This window comes from Candidatus Berkelbacteria bacterium (genome assembly GCA_016187225.1).
GTDB lineage: Bacteria > Patescibacteriota > UBA1384 > JACPKC01 > JACPKC01 > JACPKC01.
In genome coordinates, this window is sequence record JACPKC010000006.1 from 93147 (window position 1) to 109055 (window position 15909).

At 50.8% G+C, this 15909-nt stretch carries 18 protein-coding genes and 6 tRNA genes; 8 read left to right on the plus strand and 16 right to left on the minus strand.

The genetic code is table 11. The features are described 5' to 3' along the window. Positions 1–663 precede the first annotated feature (663 nt). Positions 664–1611 (minus strand): hypothetical protein, encoded by a 948-nt coding sequence (locus tag HYW32_01740; GenBank protein ID MBI2589729.1) that lies wholly within the window; start codon positions 1609–1611, stop codon positions 664–666. Positions 1612–1868: 257 nt separating this feature from the next. Here HYW32_01740 and HYW32_01745 point away from each other — a divergent pair, with 257 nt between their 5' ends. From HYW32_01745 to HYW32_01775, 7 genes are all read left to right on the plus strand, one after another. Beyond that, a complete protein-coding gene (locus HYW32_01745; GenBank protein ID MBI2589730.1) occupies positions 1869–2465 on the plus strand; it encodes a hypothetical protein in 597 nt (198 codons plus the stop codon). Further along, positions 2465–2830, plus strand: coding sequence for a hypothetical protein (locus tag HYW32_01750; GenBank protein ID MBI2589731.1), 366 nt, complete (start codon positions 2465–2467; stop codon positions 2828–2830). The genes HYW32_01745 and HYW32_01750 overlap by 1 nt, the downstream gene beginning before the upstream one ends. Before the next feature lie 511 nt (positions 2831–3341). Beyond that, positions 3342–3569 (plus strand): type II toxin-antitoxin system HicB family antitoxin, encoded by a 228-nt coding sequence (locus HYW32_01755; GenBank protein MBI2589732.1) that lies wholly within the window; start codon positions 3342–3344, stop codon positions 3567–3569. Beyond that, the gene (locus tag HYW32_01760; GenBank protein MBI2589733.1) at positions 3566–3802 is read left to right on the plus strand and encodes a type II toxin-antitoxin system HicA family toxin; all 237 of its coding nucleotides are present in this window, start codon (positions 3566–3568) and stop codon (positions 3800–3802) included. The genes HYW32_01755 and HYW32_01760 overlap by 4 nt, the downstream gene beginning before the upstream one ends. A gap of 232 nt (positions 3803–4034) precedes the next feature. Further along, entirely contained in the window at positions 4035–4196 is a 162-nt protein-coding gene (locus HYW32_01765) for a hypothetical protein (GenBank protein MBI2589734.1), read from the plus strand. 249 nt (positions 4197–4445) lie between these two features. Then, positions 4446–4688 carry a type II toxin-antitoxin system HicB family antitoxin gene (locus HYW32_01770; GenBank protein ID MBI2589735.1) on the plus strand — a complete coding sequence of 81 codons (243 nt, stop codon included), beginning with the start codon at positions 4446–4448 and terminating at the stop codon, positions 4686–4688. Positions 4689–4698: 10 nt separating this feature from the next. Beyond that, positions 4699–4914, plus strand: coding sequence for a type II toxin-antitoxin system HicA family toxin (locus tag HYW32_01775; GenBank protein MBI2589736.1), 216 nt, complete (start codon positions 4699–4701; stop codon positions 4912–4914). A gap of 1510 nt (positions 4915–6424) precedes the next feature. Here HYW32_01775 and HYW32_01780 read toward each other — a convergent pair. From HYW32_01780 to HYW32_01825, 10 genes are all read right to left on the minus strand, one after another. Then, positions 6425–7711 carry a hypothetical protein gene (locus HYW32_01780; protein MBI2589737.1) on the minus strand — a complete coding sequence of 429 codons (1287 nt, stop codon included), beginning with the start codon at positions 7709–7711 and terminating at the stop codon, positions 6425–6427. Between the two features lie 79 nt (positions 7712–7790). Beyond that, positions 7791–8933 (minus strand): S1 RNA-binding domain-containing protein, encoded by a 1143-nt coding sequence (locus HYW32_01785; protein ID MBI2589738.1) that lies wholly within the window; start codon positions 8931–8933, stop codon positions 7791–7793. An 83-nt stretch (positions 8934–9016) separates the two neighbouring features. After that, positions 9017–9091 (minus strand) — tRNA-Phe (locus HYW32_01790). A gap of 7 nt (positions 9092–9098) precedes the next feature. Beyond that, positions 9099–9174 (minus strand) — tRNA-Val (locus tag HYW32_01795). Then, positions 9175–9262, minus strand: a tRNA-Leu gene (locus tag HYW32_01800). A 54-nt stretch (positions 9263–9316) separates the two neighbouring features. After that, a tRNA-Leu gene (locus HYW32_01805) sits at positions 9317–9403 on the minus strand. A 65-nt stretch (positions 9404–9468) separates the two neighbouring features. Beyond that, complete coding sequence (locus tag HYW32_01810) at positions 9469–10815, minus strand: hypothetical protein (GenBank protein ID MBI2589739.1); 1347 nt, start codon at positions 10813–10815, stop codon at positions 9469–9471. Then, a complete protein-coding gene (gene secG, locus HYW32_01815; protein MBI2589740.1) occupies positions 10815–11036 on the minus strand; it encodes a preprotein translocase subunit SecG in 222 nt (73 codons plus the stop codon). The genes HYW32_01810 and secG overlap by 1 nt, the downstream gene beginning before the upstream one ends. 14 nt (positions 11037–11050) lie before the next feature. Further along, positions 11051–11125 (minus strand) — tRNA-Cys (locus tag HYW32_01820). Between the two features lie 46 nt (positions 11126–11171). After that, a tRNA-Gly gene (locus HYW32_01825) sits at positions 11172–11246 on the minus strand. Positions 11247–11328: 82 nt separating this feature from the next. On the opposite strand from HYW32_01825, the gene HYW32_01830 reads away from it, so the two are divergent. Beyond that, positions 11329–11580 (plus strand): hypothetical protein, encoded by a 252-nt coding sequence (locus HYW32_01830; protein MBI2589741.1) that lies wholly within the window; start codon positions 11329–11331, stop codon positions 11578–11580. Here HYW32_01830 and HYW32_01835 read toward each other — a convergent pair. The 5 genes from HYW32_01835 to HYW32_01855 all read right to left on the minus strand — a co-directional run bounded on the left by HYW32_01835 (position 11554) and on the right by HYW32_01855 (position 15906). Further along, the gene (locus HYW32_01835; protein MBI2589742.1) at positions 11554–12231 is read right to left on the minus strand and encodes an rRNA pseudouridine synthase; all 678 of its coding nucleotides are present in this window, start codon (positions 12229–12231) and stop codon (positions 11554–11556) included. The two genes, HYW32_01830 and HYW32_01835, sit on opposite strands and share 27 nt — an antisense overlap. Next, entirely contained in the window at positions 12218–12397 is a 180-nt protein-coding gene (locus HYW32_01840; GenBank protein ID MBI2589743.1) for a hypothetical protein, read from the minus strand. The genes HYW32_01835 and HYW32_01840 overlap by 14 nt, the downstream gene beginning before the upstream one ends. Positions 12398–12478: 81 nt before the next feature. Next, on the minus strand, positions 12479–13993 hold the full coding sequence (locus HYW32_01845; protein ID MBI2589744.1) for a YifB family Mg chelatase-like AAA ATPase: 1515 nt from the start codon (positions 13991–13993) through the stop codon (positions 12479–12481). Beyond that, positions 13969–14925: a tRNA (adenosine(37)-N6)-dimethylallyltransferase MiaA gene (miaA, locus tag HYW32_01850; GenBank protein MBI2589745.1), complete on the minus strand. Its 957-nt coding sequence runs from the start codon at positions 14923–14925 to the stop codon at positions 13969–13971. Before miaA ends, HYW32_01845 begins: the two co-directional genes overlap by 25 nt. Further along, positions 14926–15906 carry a YvcK family protein gene (locus tag HYW32_01855; GenBank protein ID MBI2589746.1) on the minus strand — a complete coding sequence of 327 codons (981 nt, stop codon included), beginning with the start codon at positions 15904–15906 and terminating at the stop codon, positions 14926–14928. Positions 15907–15909: the final 3 nt, after the last annotated feature.

Here is a 15909-nt window from a genome sequence, read left to right on the forward strand (position 1 = left end):
TTGCCTTAAAAAAAGTTATCCATGAGTGGCCATCGGGGAACCCGACAGTCCTGTTCGGTGCGAATGGGTTCGCACCGACGACCACTCTTAAAACTCCGCTGCACCTGTGCCACCCGATGGTGACTTGCAGTGGGGTCGGACGTGGACGCGCCCGGTTCCAGTCTCCGACCCTAAAGAGAGTCGGAGTAACGTGCCGGCGGCAGGCTGGAACACCCCTGCCGCCGCCGGTTGGTCAGCTTACGGGGTCTGAAACCCCGTGCCGACTTTAAGGTGACGCATCGCGCCACCTCCCTTCCCCCCTTCCGGGGGAGGATTGATTTGCTGTTCGCTCCGCCGCGGCGTGTAGGCCACAGGGTTGCCGCATGGCCGAAGCCGCGACGGAGCGCAGGTTGCAAACCTAGGTGAGATTACCCCCTCACCCACGGGGAAATTTTCATTCCGGCCCTTTGCCCCAAAAAGGCAAAGGGGGCACCGCAGTCGTTCTACGCCCATCCAGGTGCACCCGGGTGAGTGGGGACGTAGCTCCCATTAAGCGTCGTTTTTTGCGCTCGTTCGGCCAGGAAGACGGCCTAGTGCTTGTACTGCCAGCGTTCGCACCCTGCGCTGGAGACATCAGTCCGTATTAACTACCCGCGCTGATGCGCCACGGGCAGATTTTTCAACCTAGGAGTTGATCAGCGCCTCGAGAACGAGCGCGATGATCTTCTCGGCGGGGATCGCCGACGTCATCCCCTGGGGCGACGCGACGAGGTCGGCGGGGCCACCCCAGCCCTGCTCCAGCTCTGACAGGCGCGCCTTGAGGGCCGCCATGTCGAGCGGCGCGGCCGAGGAGTAGCGGGCCACCGTCCACTTCTGGACGGGGCTCTCGTCGGGGCCGGCGCCGGGACGCAGGAAGGACGGGCTGAAGGCGATGACGACAGGGACGCCGGTAGCGTACCCGACGTCGAAGCCGCGGGGGCTATTGCCCACCACGATCCCGACGCGGTTGCCCGGCAGCACGCTGACCTGGAGGGAGGCTTTCGCCTTCTCCAACTCTTCGCGCGCCGTGAACGCGAAGCCACCTATGACCGCGTCGCTGACCTCACCGATCAGGAGGTTGGACATCCAGTCCACCTTCTGGTCGATGGTCAGCTTGCGGTCGAAGCAGACGTAGTCGCTGGCGGTGATGGCCTCCTGGTTCTCCTGGACGACCTTCAGGTCGCGGGCCTGCGGCCCGAGCCCGTCCATGCGGCCGATGGCCGCCACGAGGCGGTTGTCGATCTGCTCGCTCTTGCCGGCCGCCCGGAGGGCGAGCACGGCCATCGCACCGATGCTGTCCTTGTCGGGCCGGACAGTGGCGAAGATGGAACCCGGCGCGGGCAGGTCGACCGTCAGCGCCGCCTCGATGGCGGACGTCCTCGGGTCGCCGGTTGGGCCGTGCTGCGGGTCGAGGTTGAACGAGCACCGCTTGGAGAGGGGCGGGCTCGTCACCTCGATCCCGTAGACCGGGGCGCCGGCGCCGAACACCTTCGCGTTGGCCTCGGCCGCGGCCGGCACCTTGTCCTCAGGCCTCGGGTCGAGGCTCGCGAAGATGTAGGTCTGGGTCGTCTGCGGGGAAGGCATGCCGTTCATAGCAATGCCTCCTTTCTAGTTTCGACGTTTTTTGCCTGGCGTCACCCAGAGTGTTTTCCGGCCACGTGCCGGTGACATCTCGCTTTCCGTCACAGACGGATTGAGGCGCAGCTACGCGCCCGGGGCAGTCACGCTCCCCGCCGAGAATCCGTAGCTATGGTGCTACGGGCTCGGTCGCCAAAATGTCTTGTTGGTGGGTCACTCGTTGGAGTGGCGCACCAAGAGACATGCAACGAAAACATTGCTATTCTCTCCATATGGAGGGTGAACAAATTTCGTCGATGTTCGCGGAACCGTACGCCGAACGGCTGACGCCGGAAGAGCGTCGGCGGCTGGGTGCGGTGGCAAGTCAATTGCTCGGCGTTGAGCCGCCAGCTGAGGTTCCGATCTACGACCGGACGGTTGTCGAGGCGACATCACGGGTGTACAATCCCGAGTCGCACCGCTACGAACCACTCGTCAACGTCCGCGATCCTGACCGCTTACCCGAAGCTGCTCGGGAGGCGATCTGGGAGCACGAACAGGTTGAAGTGCACTTTCACAACGGACTGCTGCGACTCACTGGCCCAGCGATTGAGGAGCTCGAGACGACCGGATTCATCCCGAACGTCTACGAAACCCTGCAGGAGCTGGCGGTGAGCGGCAATGTCTTGGCCCATCCCGAGACACCAAACCTCATTCAGACAAATGAGGCGCAGGCGGCACTCGTGTTTGGGATCGTCACCTACCTCAAGAAACTTGAGGAGGAATCGACGAAACCGGCGGGTGAAGACCTGGCAACACTTGAGCGACTCTGGCGCTTGGGAGTTCGGATTGAACCAATTCTGCTGCAGGAAGGGAGTGAGACACGCTGATGACCGAGCCTGGCCATACCCACGCATCCATCCACTACACCGCGGCGGTGCCTGAGGAACGCATCGGTCGGATTCAGCTCACGCTGCGCGACCGAAGGACCGATGCCACAATCGCCGAGGTGATTATCCTCTACGACGGTGCCCAGCCCGAAGGCTGGTCGTACGACTACCAGATCCTGGCGAAAAACCAGGAAACGGTCACTCAGCTCGCGCACCAGTTCGACACACCGCTCAGTGCTGGCGATGCGCAACTTGCGCCACACTCGCACCAGCAGTTCGACCGGCTGTTGGCCGATCTGTGTAGTGAGTACAAACTCACCTACACGGCACGGCCACTCTACAAGCCACCTGGCCTGCCGTGGTAAACACAGCGAGCGGTGGTTGGCCGGGGGTATTCTGCCTCCGGCTTTTTCGTGGGTTTTTAGCGTGTTTTACCACACGGGCCGCCTTCGGCCTTCACTCCTTTTGCATCCCGATCCGCCAACTGACGGAAAGGATTCGTCGGTTTAATCCTATTCGGACCAACTGGCTGTGCTAGGCAGCCTGGGGCGAGTGTTTCCCTATATTGGGTGTTGAAACATCCAACACACAATCCTGAACTATTTCAGGGTGCTAGTTGAATAGTTCCTTCCCTCATGTCGAGCCAAAATGTTCCCAAGGAGACCAACGAAACCGAAGGGTCGTTGGAGGTTTCCTTGAAGAAATGACGGCTCGATATGCGCGAGTGGGGAGGTTGGATCGTAAGGATGGGAGGGGCGACCTCAAGATGAGCTCCGCCTGTCCTTACAAAAAACATTATTAGATCCAACACCATTTGCTCAAATAGTCTTGAGCGTTCTAGTTGAATCCAATGCAGCCATTCGATAGACTACTGCTATGCGCAAGTTTTCAGTGCCAACCACCGTCCGAATCACACTCCACCAGGAAACCGACGGCACATACTGGGCCGATAGCCCTGATGCGGTGGGCTGTTTTACAGTTGGTGCAACTATCGACGAGACATTGTTGAACATGAAAGATGCGGTTCGCACCCACTTTGAATTACCAGCCCGCGCGCCTGTCCAGCTTTCACCCACGCTCTCGGCCAAACTCTCCCTCACATGACTGAACGCTGGCCAGCATTTGCATCGACTGACCTCATCCGAGCCTTGCGAAAGCTCGGATTTCTGGTTGTGCCAGGTGGAAAGGGCAGCCACACCAAGCTGGTTCACCCCCGTCACTCCGGCGCACTGACGATTCCCCAATCCAAATCGCTTGGTAGGGGCATTCGGGCTGCCTTACTCAAACAGATCCACGCCATGGGCGTCGATCTTAGTGCACTGAAGCGCTCTCTCTAGCCTGGGGCGAGTGTTTCCCCATGTTGGATTAGATTCAACACCGTTCGCTCAAATAGTCTTGAGCGTTCTAGTTGAATCCAAAGCCAAAAATTTATCAAGTTAACTTGATTAAAACCAGGCTCGAATCTTAGGTTTTTAACGTGATTTACCACACGGTGTTTTTCAACCCACCCAATCATGGCGAGGCGAGCGTGCTAGACGCCAATCTCCTTTCCGATATAGTAAAAATGTTATGGTTAAACTGGCATCACAAAAATTTGCCAAACCTAAAATGGTCAAAATATCGCTTGATCGTGTTAGGAAATTTTACGCGGCGAGCGCCGTGATGCTTGATTTAGCCGAAGAGATTCTTGAGGAGCATGGCGAGTACACCAAGGAGTTTCTCGCTCGATAGTCTCAAAAGAGCCGAGGCCGACGTCAGGGCGGGCCGAGTGCAGACTATCCTGTCGCTGGACGAACTACCTAAACACGCCGAGAGCCACGCTATCGCGCGCCGTCGGTTTGTTGAAAAATCCAACACACAATCCTGAACTATTTCAGGGTGCTAGTTGAATGCTTCCTTCAATCAGCCGACGATTGGACATCGAATCGTTGTTGAATCCAAGAATAATGACTGTTATTATCGAATTTGAAAGGTTTAGTTATGATTTCACCTCGTCGATTTAATATTGTTCTCACGCCGGAGCCGGAGGGTGGCTACACAGTGACAGTGCCATCTCTGCCGGGTTGCGTAACTTACGGAAAAACAGTCGATGAGGCACATGATATGGCCGCCGATGCGATTACTGGCTATCTGGCCAGTCTCCGCAAACATCACGAGCCATTGCCAAGCGATCAAGAACCGCTGATTAGCTCGCTTAATCTTGATCGTCGAGTTCGAAAATGATGGATCAGCGATGCCAAAATTACCGCGCTTAACCGCGAAACGCGTCATTACTTTACTGCTCAAACATGGCTTTGTTTTGGATCACTCCACCGGCAGTCATCAGATTTTCTACCACCCAACAACTCACTGTCGCGTAACGGTACCGTTTCACAATCGAAATCTGCTCATTGGCACGCTCTACTCCATTTTGAAACAAAGCGGCATTCCACGAGATGAGTTTCGCTAACATGCTATTCACGCGCCGTCGAAACCCTCTTACGAGGGTTGGGAATTGATAATGAGGAATATCGAACCCCAATCCTGGCAAGAAGTTAAATATACGTTAGATTGGATCCGACAATCAGCCGACGATCGTGTATCAAGATATCTGCTGTCAAAACAGCGACGTGGCCTCGTGAGTTAGGCTTTGAAAGTCTGCCCCTCATATTAAGACCACGTCGCTGTCCCTAATCGTCCCCTCTTATTTAGATTAGGAAGCAGGCGATCTGGTAGGCGAGAAGTAGGTAAATTCACCGTCCTAACTCAAACGCTTGAACAAGCGCGAGCTGGAGCGCCGTCTCCTGTTCATGGAGCGGCTGGGACAGCGATTCATCACTGCTTTTCGGTTGCCCTTGGGAGTGGGAAGGCGCTTATCTCCTTCCATCATCAAGAGGCCAGATAGATAGGGTAAATCGGCAATAACTCCTGTTAAATTGCCGCTTCACCATAAGATTTCGTTTTGGTGCACCTTACCCTCTAGTGATAGGGCGCACCAAGCGAATTCCTAGGCAGATTTGTGGCTCGAGAGTGAGCCTCATTGTGTTTGTGCCCCTCTGGAACCACAAATCCAACCTGGGAAACGTGGCAGGTCTGTGACGGCGGATGTGAAATGCAACCGCAACTAGTGAGGATTGAATACCACACCCCTAACATTCAGCCTCCGCAAAAAACGGGGCCAAATGGGGTCGATATGGCCGCAGGGGGCCGCCATCACAGACCTGCCGGCAACTAATGTTGCCAACAGGATTAAATAGAATGATTACTTACGACCGTTATAAAATTGACGATCATTTTTTACTATCGATGCATCCATACGCAGGGCGCAATGATAGAGATCACAAATACTCATCTATTTTGATGCATTCTAGTTTCGCATCCGAGATGAGACCCCGGACAGCCGCCAAACCTGCATCATGCGCTACACTCTGGTACACGTAAACCCTCGTCTTTGATTTACCGCCTCTCTAATATGAGATCGCTATGCCCCCCAAATACAGACTTGCAATCGCAGTAGAGAGAGTAGCCACTTTGAGTTGTAAAAGTTCGCCCGACATCTCTTTCCATCAAAAAAACCTCCAGGAGCGTTGAATATAGGTTGGCAAAATACCAGAACCTGTATCCAGCGGTAGATGCTCCTGACACCTATTCCGAAGGTTTTCTCGTTTTGTTTGGATGTGCTTCCCATCCGTGTGGGTGGGACTAGCGGCGTTCGGTGAGGAGGGGAACACCGGACGCCACTAATCGCACACACTTTTTGTCTTTTTGTTAACGCAGAGACTCTAGCATAGGTTATTGGCTTTGTCAAGACCCCGCCGGAGAGTCATTTCTGCTTAATTTATACGAACGTGAAATGTATAAATTTATCTTAAGGTTACGCGTATTTTATACCACTCGATGACTCACTTGTCAAGTATACATTATACGTTCGTATAAAGAATAACCTGCCACAGAGGGCAGGCTATCGGGTAGGGGAAATGCTAGTATTCAAACCAGATCGGAGAAGAAATAATATCCTTCCTAAGCCCCAGCGCAAGACGAAATGTAGCCTTGGCGTAAACACAGCAAACGCCTTGGGTTCGAATCTCTCCCACGGTTGGGATGTCACCCAGATTGTCCGCCTCGCCGTTGAGCGGTGGCGAGGTATAGATTCGATCGCTTTCCAGCCTTGGAGCGACCACCACGATTGAGATGCTTTCCACCTTCCCCTTAGGTGGAAGAGCAACGGCGTTGACGATAAAGGATTCATCTGGCTCGAAATCAGCCGTCAGCGGTATTGTTTGCCCCATTGTCCAGGTAATACCCCGCTTTGGCGCCGAAACTATAAGGTAAATCACGGCGCCTGGAAGTTCGGTGCCAAACACTCGCCGCGCTCGAAGCGCCTCAAGAATGCCTGACTCCGTCCGATCTTTAACAAACAAGCCGGCGACTGTTTCAGCATTCCCATAGGGCGGAAAGTGCTCATCGCCAGACATGACTGCTCCCACGCGCCACTTGTTACGAAGGAGTTCGCGATAGCAGGCTTCGTTACTACTTCGAAGCTCTTTGCCATCACCCAGACCAGTGTATTCTGGCCCATGACTAGAGAGCTCGCAGGCGACCATTTTTTCCCTGGCTCCAGGCAAATCGTCAGGGCAAGCCTTGAAACCATTAAAAGTCTGTTCAATCCCACCCCGCTCGGTCATATAGAGTTCGGGGTGGGCGAAAATGCCCACTGCGCCCGGTTCATTTGCCATCCAAGTGAGGGGGGAAATAAAATTACTCTCATTTGGAAGAATGGGTGAATTACCATCTCCTTCTTGCCGCGCGGCTACCCGCCGTTCGGTATCGAATACAAGAATATGACCCCAACCCGGATTGTACTGGGGTAATTTTTGGAGCAGGTTTTCAGGTTCAGGTGTACCCGTCAGTTCAAAACCGCGAAGGAGAACTTTACCATCAGTTGAGTACTCTCGGGTAAACTGCGCCTGTTGCGCCCATTCCCAATCCGACAAATGCTCGGCATGATCAGTGAGCGCCATTCCATCGAAACGCTTCAAATTTGCGTTAATTACCTGATCCGGCGCGGCGAGATCTCGATCAATCTTGGTCGCAACCACTCCAGGCAAATCCGATTTGGCATCGGAAAACCGAGTATGGGTATGCAAATTCGCATACACGAGCCGGTAATCCTGAAATTCTTCCTGTGGCTCCGGAACAAGCGGTTCAGCTGTAATCAAACCGCGGAGCAAAAAAATTGCCAGAACTACCACGATTATTTTCTTCACGTTACCTGCACCACCTTGGAAAAGAAAAGTCGACCCTGATGGGTCGCTTTTCATAGTAGAGCAAAAATTGGGGAGTTATTCAAGCCGCGACGAGTTCAGGCTTTTTAACCGCTTTTTCGAGTTTTCGATCCTCGGCGGCTTTTTTAGCGGCGGGCGGGCGACGATCTTCAGGATAAGCCAAGCTCACTTTGCGTGAGTTAGTATCAATCGATAAAATTTGAAAAGTATCAGCATCACCGGCCTTCACCTTGCCTGCCAGCCCCTCGTCAACACTTACGCCAAATTCAGAGATGTGCATTAAGCCAACTACATCTTTGGCGATCTCAATAAACGCGCCAAACGGCGAAATTCTCACGACCGTTCCGGTAATAGCTTGTCCCGGGACAAATTCTTTAATCGCGCTCTGCCATGGATCAAGTACCAAGCGTTTCACTGAAAGAGAGACTCGGCCGCCCTCAATACTAATGACTTGCACTCGTACCTTATCGCCAACCTTGTAGAGACGATCGAGATTATCGACTCGATCCCAGGAAATTTCCGAGATATGCACAAGCCCTTCCAGCTCGCCAATATTGACAAAGATGCCAAAATCAACGATGCCAGTAACAGCGCCTTCGATTTCCTCACCTATTTTCAACTGACTCGCTCGCTCCTCGGCCAGACTATCACCGGCCGCCTTTTCAGAAAACACAATCTTGTTATTTTTTGCATCGAGGGTAATGACTTTAGCCGAGAGCTCCTTGCCAATCAAGGTTTTGAGAGCGTCACGAATATCATCTTTGCGCCCACGCGGCTGATGCTGGGAGGCAAGCTGGGAAACAGGCAAAAAACCTTCTATGTTGCCATATTCAACAACAAGTCCGCCGCGATTGGTGTCTTTAACTAAAATTGTGACTGGCATTTTGGCGTCGTAGTTTTCTTGGAGTGAAACGAGATGTCGCTCTTTATCGGCTCGACGCAAAGAGAGGATGGCGTACCCGTCGTCGTTTTCAGCCAAGAGAACGTAGGACGAAATTTCATCGCCAATTTTAATATTCGAGACAAGTGATGAAAATTCCCGCGCCGGAATAAGTCCCAACGCCATGCCATCGAGATCAACGATGATGCGTGCGCGAGAAACGGAAACGACAATACCTTTGATTGTGATGCCCTGTTTGATCGAAATAAGTTTTTCGCCCAACTCCTCTGCCAAGCTATCCATGGTTTGAACAAGTGTAGACATTAAGAATTATTTTCCTTTACGCTCCTGGTAACCAGAAGCGACAATGGGAGGACTATATCAGATTCAATCCTATTCTGCAAGTCTGGTGCCGGAGGTCAGAATCGAACTGACTACACGAGGCTCTTCAAGCCACTGCTCTGCCAATGAGCTACTCCGGCATACGCTTGGTGGATCCACTCCGACTCGAACGGAGGACCTTCTCGGTGTAAACGAGACGCTCTGCCAACTGAGCTATGGATCCTGGTGGGCAAGAGAGGACTCGAACCTCCACGACCGCAATGGCCACAGGCCCCTCAAGCCTGCGCGTCTACCAGTTCCGCCACTTGCCCAAATTCTTAGAGCAGTCAAAATTTATCAGATGTGCGCGCTTGTGCCAAGACGCGTGGTGCCGCGGGGGAGATTTGAACTCCCACAAGCTTGCGCTTACAGCGCCCTGAACGCTGCGTGTCTACCAATTTCACCACCGCGGCCTACCTCCTGAGGGATTATACATTGAACTCATTGCATAATTATATTGGTAGCTGCAATGAGTTCATTATTCAACTGGTTTGCGGCGGGATTTCCGATACCATTCGGCAATATTTGAAAACCGATCCGCAACTGAAAGACCAGGCTGGGATTTAGCGCCTTGAATCCCCTTATCAACTGCAAATGAGACCGACACTTGTTCGAGTTCAATCGCCGGAACGAGGCGCTCAAAAATCTCATCAAACTGATCATAGAGTTTTTCACGCTCGGAAACTTCGACGGTCTGGCGCGCTTTTTCCAAAATGCGATCGGCGTCAATGTTGGCAAAATTGGAAAGGTTCAAACCAGTTGGACTGATTTGCGATGAATGCCAAAAAGGATAAGGATCAGGGTCACCGCCAAAATCCAGCCCATAGATAAGCGCGTCGTAGTTGCGATTTGGAACAACATCTTTAGCTAGCTCGGTGGCAGTATGTGTTTCTACAATTACTCGCACACCTAAAGGTTGCCAGCGTTCGACGATTTCTTGAGCGATACGTTCGTTTTTTGGATTTGCAAGGGTAACTAACTTAATCTCAAGCGTTTGCGCTAAAGCTGTTCCATCTTTTAAATTTTTTCTCACCGCTTCTTTTTTAAGTTCGTCTTTTTCGGTATTAAAAAAGAGATAAATTTTGCGGGGAACTTCGATCTGAAATACTTTAAGCGGCTCTAACAAATGTTCGTTTTCAATCATCGAGATATCCGCGACACCCTGAATATCACCGACTGAAAGCGCGCGAGTGAGATTAAAAGTATCGGCATAGATGCGTAGAATCAACTCTTGAAGATAGGGCGTGCTAGCAAAGGCATTCGAGCGCGGGCGCAGGCGCACAATGCCGCGCTCCTGCTCTGTAATTTCATAAGGGCCGAGAGGGAAAATGGGAATGGCAGTGGTTGCCAAAAAGGGCGTGAAGGATTGTTTAAGGTTAAAAATTACCCGCTGATCGTCTGTCACCTCGATATCGATGTCCTTAAAAGTCTCTTTATTCCGGTCGAGAGCGGCTTGAGTAGTGCTTTTGTCGATCGCTGTATCCATTTGAAAGATATAAGTTTTACCGTCGTCGCTCACCTCCCAACTCTTCGCCGCCGCGGGTTCAAATTGATTCTCTTGACCGTAACGCACAAAACCAATGTTTGTTAAAACGTCGAGAGTCGATTGAATGTCGGCAAGTGACGAGGCAACGATGCCTTCTGTATAAGTACCACCGGAGACCGGCTGTTGAGTTGTTTTTTTAATCCAGTAGCGATAACCAAGAGCGCTCGTGCTCAAGAGGACGACTAGGAAAAGAATCGCCATCGTCATTTTTTCTACGCGCGTTAGAGATGTAAGAAGGCGAAAAATAAACGAACGTGAATTGTATAGCTTTGGTTGCATCAGCGCAAAGTGATATTCAAAATTGCGACGGTCACAAAAAGGATCGCAAAAATAATGCTGGCGTTAAAAAGCACTTTTTCAACTCCCCGCTTACTTCGATAGACATTACTTGTTCCACCGAAGGCGCCGCCCAAACCAGTGCCTCGATGCTGAAGTAAAATCGAAGCGATTAGAAGAAAAGAAAGAATAATTTGCAGGCTATTGAGAATGAGGGGATTCATATTTAAGAACCAAATGGAGGCGCCGGCGGGAATTGCACCCACGTGTAGAGGTTTTGCAGACCTCTGCCTTACTGCTTGGCTACGGCGCCTCATTCTGCCCGCGCCAAGAACATAAATAAATTAGATAAATTTGCTTGGAGCGGGAGACGGGATTCGCACCCGCGACCTCTACCTTGGCAAGGTAGCATTCTACTGCTGAACTACTCCCGCCAACATGGATTTACAAGAGCAGAGTTGATGCTAACATAGGCATACATGCGTGTAAACCATGCTTTAAGGATTGGAGGCTTTTATGCCACGTAAACGTCGCTGGCGCGCCGCCGTCAAGCTCGATGACACTCAACCAACAGATCGCGCTATCCAAGCTTCAAATCGACCCCTACTTGCGAATTCTTTGCGTAAAATTGTGACTCAAGACGTTTTAAGAGTAGTTTTTGCACTGGCGATCATACTGGTCCTACTTGGCGGCGCTTTAGCGCTTGAACAGTTTTCTAATCTGCCGGATCGAATTGCTCAATCACTTTACGAATTCCTCGGGTTTTAAAACTCTAAATTCTCCTGGCTTCAATTGTCCTAAAGAAATTGGACCGTGCTGAATCCGCTTCAAGCGAAGAGTTGCGAGTCCGGCGCAATCAAGTAGACGGCGCACCAAGTGCTTTCTCCCCTCATGTACTTCAAGTTCAAAGATTAACCCTATCTCATCTCGACCAAGATATTTTACCCGATCAAATTGCGATGCTCGATTAGCAAGACGATGAGGACGTTTGAGCTTGCTCTCTAATTCGGAAAGATCGTAACGATTCGGAACTGGCACCCAGGCTTGATAAATCTTTTTGTGTTCGAAGCGAGGATGAGTGAGTCGGAAGGCCAATTCGCCATCATTGGTGACCAGCACAAGGCCCTCGCTCTCCTGATCGAGGCGTCCGACTGAAAAAACTCTCGGCTCGCCTGGAACAAGCGAGTTTACATCGGTAATGATAAGGCCACGCGGTTTATAGAGCGCATACACTACCCGTTTCTGGTCTGGCATTACTGTTTCCCCGTCGACGGCAATAATTTCACGCTCTGCATGAATTAGAGTGCCAAGCTGGGTAACAATTTTCCCATTTACCGCTACTCGTCCAGCTTGAATAAGTTCATCGGCCTTGCGCCGTGCCGCAATCCCCGACGAAGATAAAAATTTATTGAGCCTCACTAACTTGCTTCTCGGCAACTTTTGGCTGGCTAGTGGTGTAGGTAGAGTCATAATGTTGATCTGTAATTATACTTCGATAGATGTAAGTCGCGATGATTAACAAAATACTCACGAGCGTGAGTAATATAAGGATTCCATTTTCATTCCGGTCAAAAAGTGACTGCATATTTCCTTTATACATTTTGCGAACGTGAAAATATAGCAGACGAAGATCGAAAACACAAGAGCGCTAGAACGCATATAAGTTCTAGACATATTCCTCCTGGAAGCCAACTCTATACTGTAGAGCTTCGGTCACATGTTGACCTGCAATCTCTTTACTTGCCTCCAAATCTGCAATCGTTCGGGCCAACTTTAAAATGCGATGGTAGGCACGCGCCGAAAGCTTGTAGTGTTCAAGCGCTTGGATTAAAAGATGTTCGGTGGCGTTATCTATTTTGCAGAGCGCCTGAACAATTTTAGCAGGCATTTCAGCATTGCAGGCGATCGTGCCACTTAAGCGTTTCTGTTGACGAACTCGAGCGCCGGCCACACGTTTACGAATTCTGTGAGACGTTTCACCTTGATTGCGCTTAATTAAAGCCTGACGCTCAACGGGTGCAACATGAAATTGCATATCAATTCGATCCAAAAATGGACCGGAGATTTTACGTTGGTAGCGCTGAAGTTCTTGAGACGAACAAGTGCATTCCGGTGTTCCAGCTCGGCCGCACGGACATGGGTTCTGGGCGGCGAGCAGGATAAACTTAGCGGGGAAGGTAAGCGATCGAGCGGCACGAGAAACCGTAATAATGCCATCTTCTAAGGGTTGACGGAGAACTTCTAAAACCGAACGCGGGAATTCAGGCAATTCATCCATAAAAAGAACACCTCTATGAGCTAGTGAGATCTCTCCGGGTTTTGGCCATGCGCCGCCGCCGATAAGAGAAATGGCGCTTGCGGTATGGTGCGGTGAGCGGATTGGGCGAGTCGTCAGTAAACCAATCCCAAATGGCAGAACGCCAGCGATACTGTGAATCTTTGTCACTTCGAGAATTTCTTCTTCAGTCATTGGGGGTAAAATTGAGGGGAAGGCGTTTGAGAGTAGAGTCTTGCCGGCGCCAGGCGGACCGCTCATGAGAACATTGTGGCCACCAGCCGCGGCGATTTCGAGCGCGCGTTTGGCAAATTCCTGGCCTTGAATATCTCCAAAATCGGTTGAGAACTGCTGTTGATCTTGAGAAAAAGTTGTTGCTTGAACCGGATTCAGCAAAGTTTGTGAGGCCAAGTGAGCAATTAACTCTTTTAGTGTCCGTATGGCATAAATAGTTAAATCTTTTACCGAGGCGGCCTCGGCCGAATTATCCATCGGCACATAGAGTGTATCGAGTCCACGTTTTTTTGCCGAAAGAGCCAAAGCCAGAACACCAGTGATTGGCCGCACGGCGCCATTAAGAGAGAGCTCGCCCAAAAATGCGCTCGTGTCGGACAAGGGCTTAATTTGCTGATCGGCCGCCAAAATGCCGAGGGCGATCGACAAGTCATAAGCCGGACCGACCTTCTTAAGATTGGCTGGCGCAAGATTGATAATGATATGTCTGACCGGGAAATTTTGACCGCTATTGATAATCGCGCTTCGAACACGTTCTTTGGCCTCCTCAACCGATTTGTCAGGTAAGCCCACAAGTGTCAAGCCGGGCAAGCCCCGTGTAAGATCGACTTCAACTTGAACCAATTCTCCTTCCAGGCCAACTAAAGCTAAGGATGTAATAACTGCAAGCATTCTCCCTCTTTCGCTAGCCAGTCGTATGCGTCTGCTTCAAATGTAGCATAGTTGCGTACCCAATGAACGGCAGGATTGCGGCGCCACCAAGTAAGTTGACGACGCACATAAGCATGTAATCTACCTTGGAGTTGGGTGCGAAATTCCTCAAGCGCGATTACGCCTTCGACATGCTCAAGGGCAAGCTTATAGATTAAACCAAATTCCTGGATTCGTACGCGTGGCACGCCCTGATCTAAAAATTTGCGCACTTCACTAAATAATTGACCCCGCGTCCACGCCTCAACCCGAGCGTCGTTACGACGATAAAGTTCCGCCCGAGGTCGATCAATCACATAGAGACGCGATTGAAATATTGGCCTCTGTTTCTTTTGATTTTTAAGAAAACTTTTCTTTTGAACTAGAGTATAGGCGAGGGCGCGTTCTATTCTGACTCGATTGCGTGGATCAATATGAGAAGCTGTTTCGGGGTCGATTTGGGAAAGTTTTTTTATAAGCTCAACGGTCGTAGAATGTTTAAATTCGACCGGCAATTCAGCCTGGGCTGGCAGGTGATAACCTGCCAAAACCGCTTCAACATAAAGCCCTGTGCCACCGACTAGGATTGGCAAGCGGCCAGCTCGCCAAAGTGTCGGCAAGAGATTATTCACGAACGTTTGAAATTTGCCGACGGCGTACATTTCATTGGGATCGGCTAAATCGAGGCCATAGTGTGGAACATTTTGAATATTGTAAACCGGACCGTGGGGTGAGTTAGTTTGAGAAGACTGATGGTCTTGTGTGATTTTTGCTGTCCCGATATTCAATCCTCGATAAACAGTTCGTGAATCGGCGGCGATAACAGAGCTTGGAATCTTTTGAGCGAACTTAAGCGCCCAATCAGACTTTCCGCTCGCCGTTGGCCCAACAAGAGCAAGAACAAGGGGTTTCATCTAAAATTCTACGAACGTGAGTTTGTTGTCGATCTGCAGGAGCGACCAAATTATTTTTGCTAATTTTTGAGAATCGTGTCTTAAGAGATTACCTTTCGCGGCGATTCGCGCCTGAACAAAACGACAAGAAAATTCTTTCGGATTAGCAAGCGTGAATCTGACTGGATCGGCGTGTTCACGAGCATAGATCGCTTTGGTTTTTTTATCTAAACGCAGATTGCCGACAATTACATAGTCTAGAACACCTTTCCCGAGATATTTTTCAAGCGACCGCATGAAATCCTCGACTGTATAGTTGTTGGTTTCACCGTACTTGGTCATCAAATTACAGATGTACACAATAGTTGCGCGCGAGTGCCTAATTGCCCGCGACATCCCGCTCACCAAAAGATTGGCGATCACGCTCCCATAGAGATCGCCGGGGCCAAGAATAATCATATCGGCACGATTGATTGCTTTTAGTGCCTTGGGGTTGATTTTGGCAGGAGAGTTTAAGAACAGACGTTTGATTTTTAGGTTCGGATCGTGTTTAGGGATATCAATATTTGTCTCGCCAATGATAATCTCTCCATTTTCTAATTCTGCTTGAAGACGGCGATTTTCGAGCGTGACTGGGTAAACTTTCCCCTTGACTCGCAAGAGGCGAGCGGCTTCGCTGATCGCCTGTTCGTCTGAACCAGTGAGTTCCCGCAAAGCAGTGATAAAAAGATTGCCAAATGAATGGCCCGCAACGGCGCCTTTAATAAAACGATATTGGAAAAGTTCTTTCATCATTTCAGGCGACTCTGAAAGCGCAACGATACAGCGACGAACATCGCCGGGTGGCAGGATCCCAAATTCATCGCGCAATTCACCCGTACTGCCACCATCATCTGTCATCGCCACAATCGCAGTTAAGTCTAGATCATACTCACGCATACCCTTCAGAAGAGTATAAAGACCCGTGCCGCCACCAATTGCAACTACACGTAAACGCCGCATGTG

Excerpts from the sequence above, each read along its gene's own strand:
- HYW32_01740 (MBI2589729.1), bottom strand. The coding sequence starts at position 1,611 with ATGAACGGCATGCCTTCCCCGCAGACGACCCAGACCTACATCTTCGCG.
- HYW32_01745 (MBI2589730.1), top strand. The coding sequence starts at position 1,869 with ATGGAGGGTGAACAAATTTCGTCGATGTTCGCGGAACCGTACGCCGAA.
- HYW32_01750 (MBI2589731.1), top strand. The coding sequence starts at position 2,465 with ATGACCGAGCCTGGCCATACCCACGCATCCATCCACTACACCGCGGCG.
- HYW32_01755 (MBI2589732.1), top strand. The coding sequence starts at position 3,342 with ATGCGCAAGTTTTCAGTGCCAACCACCGTCCGAATCACACTCCACCAG.
- HYW32_01760 (MBI2589733.1), top strand. The coding sequence starts at position 3,566 with ATGACTGAACGCTGGCCAGCATTTGCATCGACTGACCTCATCCGAGCC.
- HYW32_01765 (MBI2589734.1), top strand. The coding sequence starts at position 4,035 with ATGGTTAAACTGGCATCACAAAAATTTGCCAAACCTAAAATGGTCAAA.
- HYW32_01770 (MBI2589735.1), top strand. The coding sequence starts at position 4,446 with ATGATTTCACCTCGTCGATTTAATATTGTTCTCACGCCGGAGCCGGAG.
- HYW32_01775 (MBI2589736.1), top strand. The coding sequence starts at position 4,699 with ATGCCAAAATTACCGCGCTTAACCGCGAAACGCGTCATTACTTTACTG.
- HYW32_01785 (MBI2589738.1), bottom strand. The coding sequence starts at position 8,933 with ATGTCTACACTTGTTCAAACCATGGATAGCTTGGCAGAGGAGTTGGGC.
- HYW32_01810 (MBI2589739.1), bottom strand. The coding sequence starts at position 10,815 with ATGCAACCAAAGCTATACAATTCACGTTCGTTTATTTTTCGCCTTCTT.
- secG (MBI2589740.1), bottom strand. The coding sequence starts at position 11,036 with ATGAATCCCCTCATTCTCAATAGCCTGCAAATTATTCTTTCTTTTCTT.
- HYW32_01830 (MBI2589741.1), top strand. The coding sequence starts at position 11,329 with ATGCCACGTAAACGTCGCTGGCGCGCCGCCGTCAAGCTCGATGACACT.
- HYW32_01840 (MBI2589743.1), bottom strand. The coding sequence starts at position 12,397 with ATGCAGTCACTTTTTGACCGGAATGAAAATGGAATCCTTATATTACTC.
- HYW32_01845 (MBI2589744.1), bottom strand. The coding sequence starts at position 13,993 with ATGCTTGCAGTTATTACATCCTTAGCTTTAGTTGGCCTGGAAGGAGAA.
- miaA (MBI2589745.1), bottom strand. The coding sequence starts at position 14,925 with ATGAAACCCCTTGTTCTTGCTCTTGTTGGGCCAACGGCGAGCGGAAAG.
- HYW32_01855 (MBI2589746.1), bottom strand. The coding sequence starts at position 15,906 with ATGCGGCGTTTACGTGTAGTTGCAATTGGTGGCGGCACGGGTCTTTAT.